This window comes from Natrinema marinum, assembly GCF_024296685.1.
GTDB lineage: Archaea > Halobacteriota > Halobacteria > Halobacteriales > Natrialbaceae > Natrinema > Natrinema marinum.
The window spans coordinates 1,347,239-1,366,506 of the sequence record NZ_CP100763.1 but is presented as its reverse complement, the minus strand read 5'-3'; the positions used below and the strand labels follow the sequence as shown (position 1 = coordinate 1,366,506).

Genomic DNA, 19,268 nt, shown 5'->3' with positions numbered 1-19,268 from the left:
GCCAGCCGATCTAGTCGAAGATGAAGTAGTCGCGCTCCTCGCCCTGCACCGAGATCCACTTGGGTTCGGTCAGCTCCTGGACGATCCACTCGCCGTGGTAGCGCCCGAGGCCCGACTGCTTGACGCCACCGAAGGGCGCGTTGTGGTCTTCGTTGATCGGCTGGTCGTTGATGTGGACCATGCCGGCTTCGACCTGATCGGCGAGGTCGCGGGCGCGCTCTTCGTCTTCGCAGAAGACCGCCGCCGAGAGGCCGTACTCGGTGTCGTTGGCCAGTTCGATGGCCTCCTCGTCGTCCGAGAACGGGATCACGGGTGCGACGGGGCCGAAGTGCTCGTTGCAGGCCGTCGGCATGTCGTTGGTGCAGTCCGAGAGGACCGTCGGCTCGACGAACAGCCCGTCGGCCTCGCCGCCCGTCTCGAGGGTCGCACCCGCGTCGACCGTCTCCTCGATGAACGCAACCAGATCGTCGCGCTGGGTTTCGTTTTGGACCGGACCGAACGTGACGTCCTCGTTCTCGGAGGGGTCGCCCACGATGAGCGATTCGGCGTGGTCGACCAGCAGGTCGACGTACTCGTCGTACAGCGACTCGTGGACGAGGTGGCGGTTGATCGAGATGCAGACCTGCCCTTGGTGGAAGAACGACCCGAACGCGCCGGCGCGGGCGGCCCGCTCGAGGTCGGCCTCGTCGGTGACGATGAATGGCGCGTTGCCCCCGAGCTCGAGGGCGGGTAGCGCGAGGCTGCCGCCGGCGTTTTCGGCGACGCCCTTACCGACGGCCGTCGAGCCGGTAAAGGAGATGACCCGCGGGATGGGGTGGTTGGCGATCCGGTCGCCGATGTCGGAGCCGCGGCCGGTGACGACGTTGACGACGCCGTCGGGGACGCCCGCGGCCTCGCAGAGCTTCGCGATGAGCAGGCCGCCCGTGATCGGGGTGTCGGTCGCCGGCTTCAGGACGACGGTGTTACCCAGCGCGATCGCGGGCGCAACGGCGCGCAGCGAGAGGTGCAGCGGGAAGTTCCACGGCGAGATGACGCCGACGACGCCGACCGGCTCGTAGACGATGTGGTTGTCCTTGTCGTCGACCGATGAGGAGGGCCGGACCTCCTCTTCGGGCGCCTCGAGTTCCAGTGCCATCTCCACGTCGCCGGTCGCGGTGGCGAACTCGCCCATCGCTCGATAGCCGGGCGTGCCGGCCTCCGTCGCGAGCAGGCCCGCGACCTCCTCGAAGCGGCCGTTGAGTTCGTTCAGTAGGTTCTGGACGATCTCGTTGCGCTCCTCGCGGGGCGTGTCTTCCCACTCCGGCTGGGCGGCCTCGGCCGCCTCGTAGGCGGCGTCGACGTCCTCCTCGGTCGCCGCCGGTACTTCCGTAAACACTTCCTGTTTCGCCGGATTTTCCACCGGGAGCGTCTCGCCGCTGGCAGCCTCACGCCACTCGCCGTCGATGTAAATTCGATCCCACTCCGCTTGGGGCTCGAGTTTCGGAGCGCTCATACGGAGATCTGTACGTTGTTTTTAGGCATATAGTTTCGGCAACCGGAGGCGATAGCCCGCCGGGTTGTTAACCACACTAGGTTTCGCCTCCCCGTCGGTCGAATCGGACGTGATGTGGACTCTCTCGAGGCGGGTACCGGCTCGAATGTTTCGAAGGGGACGCCGGTCCCGTCATCGGTCGCGGCGTTCGGCCGACGAAAAGACATTACTACTCCGCGGATGACGTTCCGGATATGCCGCTTCAGACGCCGCCGTTACGTGGGATTCACGACGAGCGCGGGGCGAAGTTCACGGAGTTTGGCGGCTGGGATATGCCGGTCGAGTTCGATTCGATTCAGACCGAGCACGCGGCCGTCAGGGAGGACGCGGGCATCTTCGACGTCTCGCACATGGGCCAGATTCACGTCTCGGGCCCGGACGCGACGGAACTGATGCAACGGCTCACCTCGAACGACGTCACCCGGCTCGACGTGGGTGACTCCCAGTACGCCGTCATCACCGACGAGGACGGAGTCATCATCGACGATACGGTGATCTACCGACTGCCCGACGAAGACGGGCAGTCGACTTTCCTGTTCGTCCCCAACGCCGGCACCGACGAGGCGACTCACGAGCGATGGATCCGCTACCGCAACGAGTGGGATCTCGAGGCGGTCGTCGACAACCGGACCGACGAGTACGCCATGTTCGCCGTCCAGGGGCCGAACGCGGTCGCGCTGGTCGAGGAAGCGACCGACGAATCGGTCGACGACCTCGAGCGCTTCGGGGCCCGCTACGCGACGATCGACGGCGTCGAGTGCTGGACCGCCCGCACGGGCTACACCGGCGAGGACGGCTTCGAGCTGATCGTCCCGTGGGCGGCGGCCGAGGAGATCTGGGCGGCGTTCGACTGCCAGCCCTGCGGGCTCGGCGCGCGGGATACGCTCCGCATCGAGGCCGGCTTGCTGCTCGCCGGGCAGGACTTCGACTCCGAGACCGACCCGCGGACGCCCTACGAGGCCGGCATCGGCTTTACCGTCGCGCTCGAGACCGAGTTCGTCGGCCGGGACGCCCTCGCGGAGATCGAGGACGCGGGCGTCGACGAACAGTTGGTCGGCTTCCAGTTGATCGACCGCGGCGTCCCCCGACACGGCTACGACATCACGAACGCCGAGAGCCGGGTTATCGGCACCGTCACGAGCGGGACGATGAGCCCCACGCTCGAGCGACCGATCGGGTTGGGCTACGTCCCCGTCGAGTACGCCGAGCCGGGGACGACGCTGCAGGTGATCGTCCGCGGTCAGTCCAAAAAGGCAAGAGTTGAAACGACGCCCTTCATCGACACAGTATAACATGAGCTTCGACGTTCCCGACGATAGACGGTATCTGGAATCGCACGAGTGGGCCCTCGAGACCGACGATGGCACCGTTCAGGTCGGCATCTCCGACTTCGCTCAGGACGAACTCGGCGACGTGGTCTTCGTCGAACTCCCCGACGTGGGCGACGACCTCTCTCAGGAGGCGGAGTTCGGCGTCGTCGAGTCGATCAAGGCCGTCTCCGACCTCTACGCGCCGGTCGGCGGCGAGGTCGTCGCGATCAACGACGACCTGTTCGACGCGCCCGAACTCGTCAACGACGACCCGTTCGGCGAGGGCTGGATGCTCGAGATCGAACCGGACGATCCCGACGAACTCGGGGCGCTCCTGACCGCCGACGAGTACGAGAAGCAGATCGCGTAAGCCGCCGCTGATCACCTTTCTGCTCGGTTCCCAACAGCGGCGCCGCAAGCACTACTGGCTCACTCGAGGGTCACGAGGTGCTCGAGCATCTCGTCCAACGGCGCGTTCGTCACGGCCAGCGAGTAGCCGTCGATCCGCGCCAGATCGGCCGCGTGGTCCCAGAGGTCGGCCTCGTCGATGCCGTGGAGGATGACGGCGTTCGGCGTCGGGTTGACGACCCGCAGCGCGACCAGCGGGGATTCGCCTCGCGTCACGCCCGTGAAGACGAGGACGCGATTCGTGCTCTGGCCGTAGAGTCGGAAGAACTCCTCGCTCGAGAGGCGGGTGATCGCCTGAATGCTGTCGATGACGGTGTGGCCGCTGACGCTGTCGGTGCCGCTCGACGCAATCTCCGTGGCCTCGAGGTCGTCGTAGAGCCGCGCGAGGGGGATCGAGGTGGCGTACTCCCGCAGGTCGTGGACCACGTCGCTCTCGAAGCCCGCCGAGAGGACGCGACCGTACTGCCGGATGCGCTCGCCGCCGCGGCGCTCGTCGATCGCGAGTAGCCCCTCGACGAGTCGACCGACGACGCCGATGCCGGGGCTCTCCCGGCGGCCGCTCTCGTAGTCGGAGATAACCGACGACGAAACGTCGAGTTCGGCCGCGAGGTCGGTCTGCGAGACGTCGAAGTCGGTGCGCCACTTCCGCAGCGTCGCGCCGGGGTCGTCGCTCAACGTGATCTCCCCGGCGATCTTCTCCGCGAGTTCCCGTTTCGGTCCGCGCCCGCCCATACGCGTCGGTCGCCCGGTCGACTCAAGTACCTACCGGAGACGGACCGCCGCGACGGGTCGCGCGAGCTCGACCCGACGCCCCAACAGTCAAGCCCTCGCGGTTCGAGTCGGCGGTACGTGCCATCGACCGTCGTCCACGTCGCGTTTGCGGGACTGCTCGGCGTCGCGCTGCTCGGCGACGCGTTCGATACCCGCAAGATCCTGTTCGTGATGGGCTGTAGCGCGCTGCTGGATCTCGACACGCTGATCGGGATCGTCGTCCCCGGCACCCACCGCGCGGCGCTGCACAACCTCTGGATCGTCCTCGTCCCCGCCGCCGTCTTGCTCTGGGACGGCGCGGTCCGCGAGGAATCGTTCGTCCGAGCGCGCTGGGGAGAGACGGCCCCTCGAGTCGCGTGGACGACGCTCGCCGCGCTCCTGTTCGCGCACGTCCTGTTCGACGCCTTCTTCAACGGCGTCAACCTCTTCTGGCCGCTCCACGACCGGTTTTACGACCTCTCGGGCTCGCTGCTGCTCACCGACCAGCGCGGGCTCGTCCAGACGTTCGTCGAACTCGAGGGCAGCGGACTCGCCGAGACGACGGCCCGCGGGACGACCGAGAACACCCACTACAGAACCGGGTTCGACCCCACCCGTGGCGAACCCGCGACGGGCATCGAGCGGATCTTCCCCATCGCGGGGACCGGCGAGCGGTTCGTGCTCACCGTCGCCGGACTGACTGCGGTGGGCGTGCGGATTCTCGAGGACCGTCGGTCGGCATGACCACTGATCCCTTTCGATACAGCGCGACGGTGACGCTCAGTTCGGTCACCGTGGTCTTATTGGATCAGTCGGCCGCCAACGAGCGAAGCTGCCTGAGGCGCGTCTCGAGCGGCGGATGCGTCGAACGAAGCCCCGAACTGGGGCGTTCGTCGCCGAGTGTCGGAAGAATAGCGATCGCGTTTGTCGAGCGAGCGTGCTCGCGAAGGTCAGCTGTCGGTTTGGCGGGCGCTGCTTCGTCGAGTTTCTCGAGCGCAGTCGCAAGTGCAGCCGGATCGCCGGTCAACTCGGCGGCGGCACGGTCTGCGGCCAGTTCTCGACCTCGGGAGAAGACGCCGACCCCGATCAGTGCGATACTGTTGAGGAGATGCCCGCAAACTTCGAGGACGTTCGACGTACTCCCCTCGTCCGGTGTAAGCCTTTCAGCGCCGATGAGCGGGATGAGTATCACCGTGAGCAGTCGAAGATCGTCGTTGGAAATGTGGGCGAGTTCGTGTGCGAGGACTGCCGAGAGCTCTGACTCCGAGAGTGTCTCGATGAGTCCCCGCGAGACGACGAGGACCGGCGTCGCGTCGTGACCGGTTCTGACGATCGGGTCATCCGATCGATACGTCGTGAACGCGAGCGGCGTCGCCGTTGGATTGACTCGTATCGGCGGTGTTGGGACATCTATCTGGCTCGCGAGACGACTAATTGCGTATTCGGTGTTTGACGGCTCCTTTCCCGCTATCTCCGAGAACGGAGTCGTTCGTTGGAGGAGATCAGTGCGTCCGAGACGGACGGCGCTCGCAATCGCCCGAGTGAACCAGACGATCGCACAGAGACCACAGAGCGACCAGACGGCCGCCCACACTACACTCGGGAGAGAAATATGAGCGAAGTCCAGCACATCAGACGCGTATGCAGAGAAAACCATCCCGCTGACGACTGCGATCACCACTACGATGGCAAGGCTACCGGCGAGTACTACTCCACTGATGGCCACTGCAAGCGTGGCACGGGCCGCAAGTCCCGCAAATATCGTCGGTCGCATTCTCGACGGTGTCCTCTCCCTGTATATTCACTACTTCCTGAAATTAAAAGCTCCGCGTGTTCCGTTGGTTGGACCCAGTCAGATTGCTCGAGAACGAACCGTCGTCCGTCAATCCGTGGTGTTCACATCGGCCGACGGCGGTTCGGTCGTCTCGACGCGCTCCCGCAGCCACTCGAGGGCCGCGTCGACCGTCTCCGGCTCCGTACTCGAGACCCGAATCCGGCCCGGTCGGTGCTCGCTGCGGGGATAACTACCCACGGAGACATCGAACCGCTCGCTCACCTCCTCGAGCGCCTCGTGGAGGGATCCCTCGGGGGCCGGCGTGTACAGCGTCCGAGCGACGGCGTCGCCCTGAAACTCGTCGGCCACTTGCTCGAACATCGCTTTCATCTCGTCGGGGATGCCGGCGAAGACGTAGACGTTCTCGACGACGCAGCCGGGAGCCCACCCCTCGTCGACGACGATCGGCGTCGCGCCCTCGGGGATCGAAGCGGCCGCGTCGATGTCCAGTTGGAGGTCGTACTCCTCGACCATCTCCGGGTTCTCGTCACGGAAGGCCGCGGCCTTCTCGAGGAGGCGCTCGCGAATTTCGCCGTGGACGACGAACTCCCGCTCGAGGCCGTCGGCGACGGCTTCGACGGTCACGTCGTCGGGCGTGCCGCCGATGCCGCCGGTAACGATGACGGCGTCGAAGGCGTCGCTCCAGCGGGCGACGTAGTCGGCGATGAGGTCGCGGTCGTCGGGGATCGTCAGAATTCGGGCGACGGTGCTGCCGCGTGCGGTGATCCGCTCGGCCAGCCACGACGCGTTGGTGTTGGTGGTCGACCCCGCGAGGATCTCGTCGCCGACGGTGACGATCGCGACGTTCATGGGCGGCGTTGGAGTTACAGCCAGTTAGCCGCTCCGGACCCGGCCATCGATCGGACGGACCGGCGTGCCGTTGCCGGCCGATCGATCGCGGCTTCGGACGAGCGCCCGCCGGTCGGCGGTCGATCGCCAGCGCTACGGTTTTGTAAGTCCTGTGCCAAGTACCCGTATGGTCGTCTCTACCGGCTGCGAGGCCCGTTCCGCGTCTCCGCCGCCGATCGTCGTCCGTCGGGCCGCTCGCTCGAGCGAGCGAGACCGACGGATCGGTCGTCGAGTGCGTCGAGAAACTGTCGTGAGTGCGACGCCGACGAAGCGCTCGAGGTCGCCGAGGTGGGGGCGGTGGTAGACCTCGTTTTCTCGGTCGGTCGGCTCCTCTTCGCTCTCTTCTTGGTCTTCCTGAACGGCTTCTTCGTCGCGGCGGAGTTCGCCTACGTCCGCATCCGATCGACTCAGATCGAGACGCTCGTCGAGGAGGGGAAGTCGTCGGCGAAGCTGGTCCAGGAGGCCGAGGAGAATCTGGACGATTATCTGGCGACCACCCAATTGGGGATCACGATCGCCTCGCTGGGACTGGGCTGGGTCGGCGAACCGGCCATCGCCTCGCTGCTCGAGCCCGTTTTGGGGCCAGTGTTGCCCGCTGGTACGCTGCATCTGGTCTCTATTGCAGTCGGGTTCAGCGTCATCACGTTCCTCCACGTCGTCTTCGGCGAACTCGCGCCGAAGACGCTCGCCATCGCCGATGCCGAGCGGATCGCGCTGCTGGTCGCCGCCCCGATGAAGTTCTTCTACTACATCTTCATCCCCGGTATCGTCGTCTTCAACGGGACGGCGAACTTCTTCACGCGCCTGATCGGCGTCGCGCCGGCCTCCGAGCGCGACGAGAGCCACAGTCCGGAGGAGATCGTACGCATCGTTTCGCGGTCCGGCGAACAGGGCGCCGTCGAGACGGACGAAGTCGAGATGATCGAGGCCGTCTTCGATCTGGGCGATACGATCGCCCGCGAGGTCATGGTCCCCCGACCGGACGTCGTCACCGTCCGCGCCGATATGCCCCTCTCGGAGCTCCGGGGCGTCGCCGCGAGCGGGAGCTACACCCGATTCCCCATCGTCGACGACGACGCCGACGAGCCCGTCGTCGGGTTCGTCCACGCGAAAGACGTCCTCCACGCGATCGAGACCGCAAACGAGACCGACGGCTCGGCGGCCGAGGAACCCACCGCGCGCGATCTGGCTCGAGACGTCATTATCGTCCCCGAGACCCGCCGAATCGACGAGATCCTCGCGGAGTTCCGCGCACGGAACGTCCAACTGGCGGTCGTCATCGACGAGTGGGGCGCGTTCGAGGGAATCCTCACGATCGAGGACGTCATCGAGGTCGTGATCGGCGAAATCCAAGACGAGTTCGACGTCGCGGAGATGGAACCCTCGATCGACGAGCTGACCGACGGCCGCTACGCCATGGACGGCGGCGTTTCGCTCGCGGCGGTCAACGAGACCCTCGAGACGAACTTCGAGAGCGAGGCGTTCGACACCATCGGCGGACTGGTCCTGAGCCGGCTGGGCCGTCCGCCGGAGGTCGGCGACGCGATCGAAGTCGACGGCTACGAAGTGACCGTGGAGGCGGTCGAGGGGACGCGGGTCTCACGAGTGGTCGTCAGTGAAGGAGTTCCGGAAGCCGAAGCCGAGGATCCCTCCGATTGACCGCCGGACGCGGGGTCTCGAGGTCCGACCCGACTGATTCAGGACCACTGCGTGACCGGTTCATCGCCGGCCGATCGGTCGAAGTACTCGCGTTGCATGGCGAACACTGCGTCCTCGAACGATTCGCCCGCCTCGAGCCCGTCGGCGACCCGGTCGAGCTTCCAGCGACTGGGCGTCGTCCGCTCGGCCCAGCGGGTCTCGAGCAGACCGAGGTACGTCTCGATCGTCTCCGACGGCACGCCCTGCTCGCGGAGGCCGCGACGGGCGAACGCGAAGAGCTCGTCGTAGATCACGCTCGAGTCCGTCGTCCGGTCGCCGTCGGCGGTGAGCCACGCGAGGTCCGCCTCGAGCCCGTCCTCGACCGCCGCGTAGAAGCTCCGCTCGGCCGCGTCGTGCTCGAGGCTCGCGAGCGGGTGGTCGGCCACGTACAGCCCGCGGAGGAGGCCGGCGACTAAACACTGGAACCCGATGTTCTCGGCGATCGTCGGCTGGGTCGGGAGCGGGCGGTACTCGATGCGGATCGACCATCGGTCCCCCTGACCGACGGGCTGGCCCCCGATGACGGCCCGGAGCCATCGCCAGTACGTTCCCCGCTTGTGGTCGAGTTCCCAGAACCGATCCGAAAACGTCTCGCGGTCCCCGTCCGCGAGCCACTCGCGCAGAAACGGGGCACACGTCTGGTCGGCCGCGAGCCGCTCGAGGGTGTCGGTCGCGTCGTCGATTCCGCGGGGGAACCGGACCTTCTCCCACGCCCGATTGATCGACTGTTCGAACACCGGAATGCGGAGTTCGTGGTAGGTCTCCTCGAGCAGGCTGGCCGGGTCCTCGATATCGTACAGGTCCGGCGGTAACAGCGGCGAGTTCGTCGCCAGCGCGAGCACCGGCCCGAGCGTCCGGACGGCGAGGTTGTAGTAGCGCGGAAACGCCTCGGCGTCGGGAATCTGGACGTGGGGCTGGATCGAACTCGCCAGCGACTCGAACAGGATCGACGGAAAGCGCCGCTCGACGCCAGGCACCTCGAGCGCGACCGACCCGCCCGTTCGCGCCAGGATGTCGTTGTCGATCGCGCAGTACCGCGGCGACGGCGTCATGTTCTTGGCGATCGTGACCCCCTCGCGGTCGCCGACGTCCGCGAGGTACGGATAGCTTCCCGCCGCGGGCGGCATCGTCCACATGGCGTCGAGGGCGATCGATGCGCCCGCTTCGTCCGCGACCCGTTGCACGCGCCGATAGCGCCGCCGGAGCGCTGCTGCCTGATCGGCGATCCCGTCGCCGTCGAACGACGACGGCTCCGTGTGAAACTCGACGTTCTGCCGTCCGAGTTCCTTCTCGCAGTCGCTCTCGAGGACGGTCTTCGGCACTCGGGTGAGTTCGCCGTCCCCGTCGACCGCGTAGGCCTCGAGTTCGATCCCCAGCCCGAAGCCGGGGCTGTCGAGTCGCCCCTCGCGAAGGGCGTCGGCCAGCCGCGTGGCCTGCTCGTCGACGCGGTCGTCGAACTCGCGTCGGGCCTCGTCACGGAGCGAGCGGTGAACGAGGTCGACCAGATCCGCCATTACCGGATTAAAGCCGGCCAGTCGCATAGAAGTAGGGTATCGAGGATGGCTCGAGCGACGAGGCGCACGAAGACGTTCCGGCCCGCCTCGACCTGAAACCGATCGACGAAGAGTGACGCTCCGCAACCACTAAACGCGGCTCACCCCAATCGGTATTCAATGACCGACTGGACGGAGACGTACCGCCCGACGACGCTGTCGGAGGTGCGCGGCAACAACAAGGCCCGCGATCAGCTCAGGGAGTGGGCCGAGAGCTGGGACGACCACCGCAAGTCGGTGATCGTTCACGGCAGCCCCGGCGTCGGGAAAACGTCGGCCGCCCACGCGCTGGCCAACGACCTGGGCTGGCCGGTGATGGAACTCAACGCCAGCGACAGCCGTGGGGCCGACGTGATCGAACGCGTCGCCGGCGAAGCCGCAAAAAGCGGGACGCTCACCGCCGGCGGGGCGGGCCGCAGGCTGGTCATTCTGGACGAGGCGGACAACTTCCACGGGAACGCCGACTACGGCGGCTCGCGGGAGGTCACCCGCGTCGTCAAGGACGCGAACCAGCCGATCGTTCTCGTGGCCAACGAGTTCTACGACATGAGCCAGTCGCTACGCAACGCCTGCGAGACCATCGAGTTCCGCGATGTCTCGAAGCGCTCGATCGTGCCCGTCCTCCGGGACATCTGCCGCCGCGAGGGCGTCGAGTTCGACGAGGAAGCGCTAGAGAAGATCGCCGAGTCGACCAGCGGCGACCTGCGCTCGGCGGTCAACGACCTGCAGGCGGTCGCCGAGGAGACCGAGCGGCTGACCGTCGAGGACGTGGTGACCGGCCAGCGCGACACCACCGAGGGCATCTTCGACTTCCTCGACGCGCTCATCAAAGAGGAAGACGCCGAAGGCGCGTTGCGGGCCTCCTACGATGTCGACGAGACGCCGGACGATCTGCTCAACTGGATCGAAGACAACGTCCCGAAAGACTACGAGGGCGCCGAACTGGCCGACGCCTACGGGTTCCTCTCGAACGCCGACCGCTGGCTGGGCCGGGTTCGGGCCACGCAGAACTACTCGTTCTGGCGGTACGCGACGGACAACATGACCGCCGGCGTCGCCGCCTCCCGGCGGGGCGACAAGGGCGGCTGGACCCGCTACGGCCCGCCGAGCTACTGGTCGAAACTCGGTCGCACGAAAGGAACCCGGAACACCCGCGATTCGATCGCCGAGCGTATCGCCGAGCGCGAGGGCGCGAGCGTCGCCACGGCCCGCCGCGAGATCCTTCCGTTCCTCTCGGCGATGACCCACCACTGCAAGAACCGCGAGCTGACCGTCCGCATGGCCGCCGCCTACGACCTCGACGCGTCGGAGGTCTCCTTTGTCACCGGCAGCGGGAAAGACACAAACAAGGTCCAGTCGATCGTCGAAGACGCCGAAGAGCGCAAAGCGGAGGAAGCGGTCGAACACTCGGGCAACGCCTTCTTCGAGGCCGAGCGCTCGAGCGAGGACGATACCGACGAACCCGCCGCCGATACGGACGCGGATGACGGCGGCAACGAACAACAGACGCTCGTGGCCTCGGAGACCGACGACGGGTCGGCCACGGAGTCGACAGCGGACGATCAGTCGGCGGCCGACGAACCTGACGACGATCAGTCAGGGCTGAGCGATTTCATGTGACGAACGTCCCTGCTGGTTCGTCTCCGGATGCCATCCAAGCGTTCAGCCCGCTCGATATATCCATATATTGAATAATCGACACTATTACGTCGATAAACGATGAGACGAATACATGGTGACTGGTTGAATGACGAACCCCCATAGCTGCCCGCTTTGCACAGAAACGTACGGCGACCGCAACGATCTCCGGGTCCATCTCGAGGTGAAACACCGGAAATCCGAGGTTGTCTCCTGCCTCGTCGACCTCGACGGCGAGGCGTCGACTGTTTCGTCCGACCACGACCGGTCGTCGTCGGAAGAAGAGCCACCGACACCGTCGGCCTGAGTGGACGCCGACCGATCAGACGCGTTCTATCGGCAATCGCTCACGAAACGCGGGCGACAGTGCGTCGCTGACGCCGGCGGCTAGCTCGCGCGGGTCGGGTTCGTCGTCTCTCCCGCCCAGCGGCGGCACCGTCTCGACCGCGTAGCCGGTCATCCGCTCGAGTTCGTCCGGGTTCGTCCGCTCGGCGACGGTTTCGCCGGCGTACTCGTTGACGACGATCCCGCAGACATCGACGCCGCGGTCCTCGAGCGCGTCGACCGAGAGCGCGGTGTGGTTGAGCGTCCCGAGCCCCGACCGGGTGACGACGACCGCCGTCGCCTCGAGATCGGCCACGAGGTCGATCACCTCGTGGTCGCCGGCCAGCGGCACCCGGAGTCCGCCGATCCCTTCGACGAACGGGACCGGCGTCGCCTCGATCTCGCGCTCGCAGGCCGCACGGATCGACTCGTAGGTGAGCTCTTCGTCCGCGATTTCGGCCGCGACGCGGGGAGCCAGCGCGGGCTCGAGGTAGCGCGGGCAGGTCGCGGCGGTCGGATCGTCACAGGCCCCGGCGACGAAGCCCGCGTCGTCGTCCGGCGGATGACCCGTCTGGGCCGGTTTGATCGCCCGTGCGTTGTGACCGGCGTCGCGAAGCAGGTGCGTGAGCCCGGCCGTGATGACCGTCTTTCCGACGTCGGTCCCGGTGCCCACGACGGCGATCGGTCGGGCTGCGCTCACAGCAGCCCCACCTCCTCGCCTGCGGCGCGGAACGCCTCGAGGCAGGCGACGATGTCGCCCTGCCCGTGGGTCGCCATCGGGACGACGCGGATGCGGCTGGTTCCCTCGGGGACAGTCGGCGGCCGGATCGCCGGTGCGACGACATCTCGCTCGCGGATCCCCTCCGCGAGGGCCATCGCGTCCCGACGGTCGCCGATGACGACGGGGAGAATCTGGGAGTCGCCCCAGACCTCGAGCCCCATCGACTCGAGGCCATCGCGCAAGTGAGCGACGTTCTCCCAGAGTCGCTCGCGCACGTCGCCGTGGCGAGCGACGTGCAACGCCTCGCTGGCGGCGGCGGCGGCCGGCGGCGCGAGGCCGGTCGAGAAGACGAACGATCTGGCGTCGTTGAGGAGACACTCGATCAGTTCCGAACTGCCGGCGACGTAGCCGCCCTGACTGGCCAGCGCCTTCGAGAGCGTCCCCATCTGGATTTGGACTCGGTCCTCGAGCCCTTCGGCCTGGACGATACCGCCGCCGTTCGCGTAGAGGCCCGTCGCGTGGGCCTCGTCGACCATCACCCACGCGCCGAACTCCTCGGCGGCGTCGCAGATGTCCTCGAGCGGGGCGACGGTGCCGTCCATGCTGAACACCGAGTCGGTGACGATCAGCCAGGATTCGTCGGCCGTTCCCCCTCCAGCTCGGTCGGCCCGCTCCTCGAGGGCCGCTCGCAGGCTCGCGGCGTCGCAGTGGTCGTAGACGACAGTCTCGGAAGCCGCGAGCCGACAGCCATCGATGATGCTCGCGTGATTTAGTTCGTCGGAGAAGACCACGTCGGGCTCGAGCGCTGCGATCGTCCCCACGTTCGCGGCGTACCCGGACGAAAATGCGAGCGCGCGCTCGGTGCCTTTCGTCTCGGCAAGCACGCGCTCTAAATCCTGATGGACCAGCGTATCACCGGTGACGAGGCGGCTCGCGCCCGCGCCGGTGCCGACGGTCGCGGCCGCCTGTCGGGCCGCGTCCTGTACCCGCTGGTCGTCGGTCAGCCCCAGATAGTTGTTCGAGGCAAACACCAGCGCCTCCGCCGAGTCGAGTACCGGGAGATCGGCGCCCGACGGCTCGGCGAAGTAGCCGCGCTCGGCGACCCGATCGCCAGGCGAGAGTGCCCGTTTCAAGTCGTTCTCCTCGAGCGTCCGGAGTCGGTCCTCGAGGTCGAACCCGCGGTCGGCCATTCGACTAGACGGACTCAGCGCCACGGTTTCACTCTCACGGTTCGGCTCGCTCGGGTGGTTCGTCCCGGAGACCGCTCGAGGCGTGCGATATGTGGCGGTATTGATTGCATCAATAGTTTTGATCATTGAAACGACGAGGGGAACAGTGCGGTCAGAAGCCGGGCATCAGATCGGCCGGTCCGAAGACGCCGTACTCGCCCGCACGGTTGCGCCGGACACCGGCTTTCAGGTAGCCCAGCGCGGGGCCGTTGACGTTGGCTTCCATGCTCGTCTCGTCGCCGAGTTGGAACGTGTTCGTCGCGGTCTCGCCGTCGGAGGTCCGCCCGGTCACGCGGACGGTGGTCGTCGTCGGCTTCTCGTCGTTGCGCACGTCGAGGATTCCGCCGACGGAGACATCCGCGGCGTCACAGACGCCCGCGCGCTCGAGCAACACGTCGTCGGCGTGTTCCATGTCCTCGAATTCGATGACGCCGTCGTGGTCGTCGATGATCGCCTCGATCTCGGCCTCGGAGAGCTCGCGTGCGGTCTCGATGTCGTACTCGGGGAGGTGGGCGATGTCCTCGCGGACGGTGCCGCGGTTGTCCTCGTAGCCGGATTTGAGGCCGACGCCCCAGTGGATGTCGACGTCCGTGACCTCGACGAACGACTGTGCCGCGAGCGCCGCCGCGCCGGTCAGCAGGCCGGGCGTCGCGCCAGCGCCGCAGATGAAGGTGATGCCGGCCTCGGCGAACTCGTCGCGGCGGTCGTCGAGCATGTCGATCACGCGCGAGCGCTTGAGCACGTCGATCATGACGCCGGAGTAGTCGCCCTCGACGAAGCGGTCGGCGGTCCGCGGGATGAAGTCGTGTTCGTAGTTCGGCAGGGCGAGCAAGACCGCGTCGATCCGGTCGCCGTGGTCGATGACCTCCTGAATGGGGTCCTCGCTGGGTCGGGCCTGGCTCGAGGCGACGACGCCCTTGTCCTCGCCGTGCTGTTTGACGCCGCCCCCGGCGGCTGTCGTTCCTCCATCAGTCGCAACTTCGTTATCGATATTTCCCTCCGTGGCCGCCAGCAGTTCGTCGACGTCGAGGCCGTCGAAGTCGAACGCGACGCCGTGTCGGTCACAGGCCGCGATGGGCGTCAGGGCGTCTTTGTGCTGGCTCACTTCGAGTGCTCGTCGGCCGATGCCGCCAGTTCCGAGTACCGCAAACGTGATGTCGTCCATGTGTATCGATGTGGTGAATTCGCGTGTCGTCAGTCGTCGCTCGGTTCTGCGCCCGTACTCGCCGACCCGGTCGACGATTCGGCGGCCCCGCCGTGGCGGGCCTTGACCTCCTCGGGGTCGAAGTTGTTGGTCTCCCGGTTGGGCTCGAGCCCGGCGCGTTCGATGATCTCGATGTCCTCGCCGGGGGACTGGCCCTCGGTGGTGAGGTAGTCGCCGGTGAGAATGCCGTCCGCGCCAGCCTCGAGGGGGAGGTGTTGCTCCTCGGGCGCCAGGTTGACCTCGCGGCCGCCGGTGAGCCGCACCCGCGACTCGGGGTGGAGCAGCTTGTACACCGCGACCGTCTTGACGATTTCCGCCGTACTGATGTCGACGCCCTGCTCGGCCAGCGGCGTGCCCGCGACCGGATTGAGGACGTTGACCGGCAGCGAGGAGATCCCGATGTCCTGCAGGGCGATCGCCGCCTCGACGCGGTCGGTCGGCGTCTCGCCCATGCCGAGGATGACGCCGGCACAGAGGTCCATGCCGGCCTCCTTGGCCACCTCGAGGGTCTGAACGCGGTCCTCGAAGCTGTGGCTCCCGACGATCTCGGGGAAGTAGTTCGGGGAGGTCTCGATGTTGTGATTGTAGTGGTTGATCCCCTCCTCGGCGAGGATCGCGGCCTCTTCCTCGGTCAGAATACCGAGCGAGGCGTCGACCTCGAGGTCGCACTCGTCGCGGACGAGTCGGATCGACTCGAGAACTTCCGCCCACTCTTCGGGGCGGTGTTCCTTCGAGACGCCCTTCTCGGCGACGACGATGCCGAATCGCTGGGCGCCATCGCGTTCGGCTCGCTTGGCGGCCTCGAGGATCTTCTCCGGGCCGAGGAAGCCGTAGGTGTCGATGCCGGTGTCGAAGTGGACCGATTGCGCGCAGAACCCACAATCCTCGGCGCAGTTGCCCGCCTTCGCGTTGACGATCGAGCAGGCGTCGACCGTGCCGTCGCCGAAGCGATCGCGCACGGCCGCGCCGGCCTCCGCGAGGGCGTCGACCGGCTGGGCCATCAGCGCGAGCCCGTCGGTCCGGTCGAGGCGCTCGCCGGAGAGCACCCGCTCGAGTGCGTCGTCGACCGTCTCGTTTCCAGTCTCGTAAACCACGATTCTAGACGTGGTTAACGAGATTATAACGTTTTTGGATAGTTGCGACGAGCGTGAAGTGTTCGGTGGCCGGTCAAGCCGCTTCTTCCTGCGGAGTAACACATTGTGATTATGGACGGAGACGGACCAGAGAAAATCTAGAATCGGTTGATATCGGTTCCCCAATCTTTGAATAGTGGTGTGGGGTATCACGCCGTATGGTCCTTAGTGTCCCGGAGGAGCGATTCGAGGACGTGCCGGATTTCGATTACGAGCCCCAGTACGTCGATGTCGGCGGATTGCGCATGGCGTACGTGGAAGCCGGCGACGAAGCCGACAAAGCCGAGGAGACGTTCCTCTGTCTGCACGGCGAGCCAACGTGGTCGTTCCTCTACCGAAAGATGATGCCTACGCTGGCCGAGCGCGGCCGCGTCGTCGTTCCAGACCTGATCGGCTGTGGTCGCTCCGACCGGTACGAGGACCTCGATGAGTACTCCGTCGAGATGCACTACGACGCGCTGAAGACCTTCGTCGAGGAACTCGACCTGACGAACGTCACGCTCGTCTGCCAGGACTGGGGGGGCGTTCTCGGACTGTCGCTTGCGACCCACGAACCCGACCGGTTCGCGCGCATCGTTCCGATGAACACCGGCGTCCCGGACGGGACACAGGAGATGAGCGACCGGTGGCACGAGTTCCTCGAGATGGTAGAGACCGCCGAGGAGTTCGACATCGGCAGGCTCGTCGAAGGGGGCTGCTACCGCGACCTCTCGGCGGAGGAGGTCGACGCCTACCGCGCGCCGTTCCCGGACGAGCGGTACAAGGCCGCCGCGCGGACCTTCCCCGGCCTCGTCCCGACATCGCCCGACGATCCCGGGGCGGAGCTGATGGCCGAGACCCAGGACCTCCTCGGCGAGTGGGAGAAACCCGCGTTCGTGCTGTTCGGGAGAGAGGACCCGATCACGTCTCACGATCGTGATCCGCTTCGCCAACACATTCCGACCGCAACCGAGCAACCCGACATCTGGATCGACGAGGCCGCACACTTCCTGCAGGAGGACGCCGGCGAGGAGATCGCCGAACACATCGTCGAGTTCGTCGACCGGACATCGCCGTCCGAGTAAGCGCCACTCGACTCGAGACGGTCGAGTACCGCCCGTCGACTACGGGTTAGCGTTGGTCGGTGAAAAACGACCGGAGCAGCGGATACCACGCCCCGAAGACGGCTCCGAACAGCAACAGGGCGAAGAAACTCCCCCAGTGGCGGAACGGAACGGGATACGCGTCACCGGTGACGAGACCGAACGCGAACGGAGCCGCGTAGGCGACGACGGTCACCCAGAGGAGGGCACCGTAGGAGAGCCCCACGCAGGCACAGAGGAACGGACTTCGATGGCTCTCCGCGAGCGGCCGCGGGACGCGTCGTCCCCGTGACAGTCGAGTGACGATCGCGACGAACGGGCCGCCCGCGACGAGACTGTGACAGAAGACCAGCGTCCACTCGTTTACCACGCCCTCGAGTCCGTACAGGCCGGCGATCGTCCGGAGGTTTCCGGTCGCGTGTAACGCGCCACCGAGGGCCGCGCCGGCGATCAGGGCGGCCGTCACCGTGGTGAGAACGGTCACCGGTGACAGACTGTCCCTTCGGTGTGACTGTCCATACGCCATTGACGAATATCTAAACTACATTTATAAATATCTATCTGACTTCTAGACGAATGTCTAGTTTTCGAAGAATATCGGCCTTGATCGGTCGCGATAGCTATGCTCGAGGGCCCCTACCGAGGTTACCGCGGAGTCTCCGCCCCCCACTTCTCGAGCGCCGTCGCGAGTTCGGCGTGGTCCACGGCGTAGTCCTCGAGACTGTCGCCGGCCATCGACGCCTCGACCGACTGTCGGAGCGCTTTCGCACCCGCGTGAGTCCCGTCGGGGTGGCCGTGGACGCCGCCGCCGGCCTGGACGACGATGTCGGTCCCAAGCGCCTCGAGCAACTGGTCGACCACGCCGGGGTGGAGCCCGCCAGAGGCCACCGGAAGCACGGGTTTCAGGCCGTGACAGTCGCCGGTGAGCCAGTCGTTGATCCCCGGCGTGTCCTCGTTTTCGAGTTTGCCAAGTCCCGCGGTACCGGTGTGGATGTGATCGACGCCACAGAGGCGGGCGATCTGGGCGATGACCCGCATCGAGACGCCGTGGTGGTCCAGTCGGTCGAAGGCGGCGTGCATCGCGCGGTGAGCGTGGATCGCCAGTCCGTGTTTCTCGCAGCGTTCGCGGACCGATTGGACCGCCGACCAGCCGCACGTGATCACGTCGACCATGACGAACCCGCCGCCGTGTTCGGCGACGAGGTCGACTCGCTCGAGCATCGCGTTCGTCTCCGCGGTCACGTTCACGAGGTAGTCTTTGCGCTCGCCCGTGTCCTCCTGTGCGCGGTCGCGGGCTGCGAGGCTCTCGGTGAGCCGGTCTTCGAACGGGTTGAACGCCTGGTCGGTGAGGTTCTCGTCGTCTTTCAGCAGATCGATACCGCCGCGCCAGGCGTCCTCGCCGACGCGGGCGTGGGCCTCGGTCGAGAGGCCGACCTTGGGTTTCGGGACCGTGGCCAAGACGGGGCGCTCGCCGGCGTCGAGCTTTTCGCTGGCGACGCTCGTCCCGAATTGCGGGCCCGGAAACCCGCCGACGATCGATTCGGGCCACTGGCAGTCCTCGAGCCGGATCGAGTCGACGGCCTTCATGCCGAGGATGTTGCCGGCGATACACGAGAGGATCTGGGGCATGCTGCCGGCTTCGAACAGTTCGGGCGGATACGCGACGGTGACCTCGGTCCCGTCGATTCCGCAGGCCACCGCGCCCAGATCGGTCAGTTCGTCCTCGTCGACGTGTAACGCCGCCCACGTCCCGTTCGAGGACTCCGAGGCGACCCGGCTGGCGGCCGCTTCCATCGACATGTCCGCAGCCGGTTCGATCGCGAACTCACAGACCAGTTCAGCGTCCGCGGGCTCGTACCCGAGGTCCAGAAAGTCGTCGTACTCGATCCCAGTCATGCTAACGCACCACGTACAATGCGTCGACTGATAGGGTTTACCCCGGCAGCGCCGCGGCGCTGCCGTGGTCCCGGCATCCGAGCAACACCTCCTGAATCGTGATTTTAC

18 protein-coding genes are annotated in these 19,268 nt (G+C 66.5%); 6 read left to right on the top strand and 12 right to left on the bottom strand.

Annotated elements, in window-relative coordinates:
• Nucleotides 1-10: 10 nt before the first annotated feature.
• Complete coding sequence (locus NKH51_RS06735; RefSeq protein WP_254764475.1) at nt 11-1,492, bottom strand: aldehyde dehydrogenase family protein; 1,482 nt, start codon at nt 1,490-1,492, stop codon at nt 11-13.
• Between the two features lie 233 nt (nt 1,493-1,725).
• On the opposite strand from NKH51_RS06735, the gene gcvT reads away from it, so the two are divergent.
• Together gcvT and gcvH are read left to right on the top strand one after the other, a co-directional pair.
• Nucleotides 1,726-2,823, top strand: a complete 1,098-nt coding sequence (gcvT, locus tag NKH51_RS06730; protein WP_254764474.1) for a glycine cleavage system aminomethyltransferase GcvT — start codon at nt 1,726-1,728, stop codon at nt 2,821-2,823.
• Between the two features lies 1 nt (nt 2,824).
• Nucleotides 2,825-3,211 (top strand): glycine cleavage system protein GcvH, encoded by a 387-nt coding sequence (gcvH, locus tag NKH51_RS06725; RefSeq protein ID WP_254764473.1) that lies wholly within the window; start codon nt 2,825-2,827, stop codon nt 3,209-3,211.
• Between the two features lie 59 nt (nt 3,212-3,270).
• Here gcvH and NKH51_RS06720 read toward each other — a convergent pair whose 3' ends face one another.
• Nucleotides 3,271-3,981 carry a helix-turn-helix domain-containing protein gene (locus tag NKH51_RS06720; protein ID WP_254764472.1) on the bottom strand — a complete coding sequence of 237 codons (711 nt, stop codon included), beginning with the start codon at nt 3,979-3,981 and terminating at the stop codon, nt 3,271-3,273.
• A gap of 117 nt (nt 3,982-4,098) precedes the next feature.
• Here NKH51_RS06720 and NKH51_RS06715 point away from each other — a divergent pair, with 117 nt between their 5' ends.
• Nucleotides 4,099-4,743, top strand: a complete 645-nt coding sequence (locus NKH51_RS06715; protein WP_254764471.1) for a metal-dependent hydrolase — start codon at nt 4,099-4,101, stop codon at nt 4,741-4,743.
• Between the two features lie 64 nt (nt 4,744-4,807).
• On the opposite strand, the gene NKH51_RS06710 is transcribed toward NKH51_RS06715, so the two are convergent.
• Both NKH51_RS06710 and NKH51_RS06705 read right to left on the bottom strand, forming a co-directional pair.
• Nucleotides 4,808-5,725, bottom strand: coding sequence for a M48 family metallopeptidase (locus NKH51_RS06710; protein ID WP_254764470.1), 918 nt, complete (start codon nt 5,723-5,725; stop codon nt 4,808-4,810).
• Between the two features lie 156 nt (nt 5,726-5,881).
• A complete protein-coding gene (locus NKH51_RS06705) occupies nt 5,882-6,643 on the bottom strand; it encodes a competence/damage-inducible protein A (protein WP_254764469.1) in 762 nt (253 codons plus the stop codon).
• A gap of 336 nt (nt 6,644-6,979) precedes the next feature.
• Between NKH51_RS06705 and NKH51_RS06700 the strand changes: the two genes are divergently transcribed.
• Complete coding sequence (locus NKH51_RS06700) at nt 6,980-8,341, top strand: hemolysin family protein (RefSeq protein WP_254764468.1); 1,362 nt, start codon at nt 6,980-6,982, stop codon at nt 8,339-8,341.
• A gap of 38 nt (nt 8,342-8,379) precedes the next feature.
• On the opposite strand, the gene NKH51_RS06695 is transcribed toward NKH51_RS06700, so the two are convergent.
• Complete coding sequence (locus NKH51_RS06695; protein WP_254764467.1) at nt 8,380-9,894, bottom strand: glutamate-cysteine ligase family protein; 1,515 nt, start codon at nt 9,892-9,894, stop codon at nt 8,380-8,382.
• Nucleotides 9,895-10,053: 159 nt separating this feature from the next.
• On the opposite strand from NKH51_RS06695, the gene NKH51_RS06690 reads away from it, so the two are divergent.
• Nucleotides 10,054-11,553 carry a replication factor C large subunit gene (locus NKH51_RS06690; protein WP_254764466.1) on the top strand — a complete coding sequence of 500 codons (1,500 nt, stop codon included), beginning with the start codon at nt 10,054-10,056 and terminating at the stop codon, nt 11,551-11,553.
• Here NKH51_RS06690 and NKH51_RS06685 read toward each other — a convergent pair.
• From NKH51_RS06685 to bioB, 5 genes are all read right to left on the bottom strand, one after another.
• A complete protein-coding gene (locus NKH51_RS06685; protein WP_254764465.1) occupies nt 11,546-11,833 on the bottom strand; it encodes a hypothetical protein in 288 nt (95 codons plus the stop codon). The genes NKH51_RS06690 and NKH51_RS06685 overlap by 8 nt on opposite strands.
• Nucleotides 11,834-11,893: 60 nt before the next feature.
• The gene (bioD, locus tag NKH51_RS06680; RefSeq protein WP_254764464.1) at nt 11,894-12,595 is read right to left on the bottom strand and encodes a dethiobiotin synthase; all 702 of its coding nucleotides are present in this window, start codon (nt 12,593-12,595) and stop codon (nt 11,894-11,896) included.
• On the bottom strand, nt 12,592-13,806 hold the full coding sequence (locus tag NKH51_RS06675; RefSeq protein ID WP_254764463.1) for an aminotransferase class I/II-fold pyridoxal phosphate-dependent enzyme: 1,215 nt from the start codon (nt 13,804-13,806) through the stop codon (nt 12,592-12,594). Before NKH51_RS06675 ends, bioD begins: the two co-directional genes overlap by 4 nt.
• 151 nt (nt 13,807-13,957) lie before the next feature.
• Entirely contained in the window at nt 13,958-15,010 is a 1,053-nt protein-coding gene (bioU, locus tag NKH51_RS06670) for a (S)-8-amino-7-oxononanoate synthase BioU (RefSeq protein ID WP_254764462.1), read from the bottom strand.
• A 29-nt stretch (nt 15,011-15,039) separates the two neighbouring features.
• On the bottom strand, nt 15,040-16,143 hold the full coding sequence (bioB, locus tag NKH51_RS06665) for a biotin synthase BioB (RefSeq protein WP_254764461.1): 1,104 nt from the start codon (nt 16,141-16,143) through the stop codon (nt 15,040-15,042).
• Between the two features lie 197 nt (nt 16,144-16,340).
• On the opposite strand from bioB, the gene NKH51_RS06660 reads away from it, so the two are divergent.
• Nucleotides 16,341-17,246 carry a haloalkane dehalogenase gene (locus NKH51_RS06660; protein WP_254764460.1) on the top strand — a complete coding sequence of 302 codons (906 nt, stop codon included), beginning with the start codon at nt 16,341-16,343 and terminating at the stop codon, nt 17,244-17,246.
• 46 nt (nt 17,247-17,292) lie between these two features.
• Here the strand turns inward: NKH51_RS06660 and NKH51_RS06655 are convergent, their stop codons facing one another.
• Together NKH51_RS06655 and rbcL are read right to left on the bottom strand one after the other, a co-directional pair.
• Nucleotides 17,293-17,748: a hypothetical protein gene (locus tag NKH51_RS06655; protein WP_254764459.1), complete on the bottom strand. Its 456-nt coding sequence runs from the start codon at nt 17,746-17,748 to the stop codon at nt 17,293-17,295.
• A 161-nt stretch (nt 17,749-17,909) separates the two neighbouring features.
• Nucleotides 17,910-19,160, bottom strand: coding sequence for a type III ribulose-bisphosphate carboxylase (rbcL, locus tag NKH51_RS06650; RefSeq protein ID WP_254764458.1), 1,251 nt, complete (start codon nt 19,158-19,160; stop codon nt 17,910-17,912).
• Between the last annotated feature and the right edge of the window lie 108 nt (nt 19,161-19,268).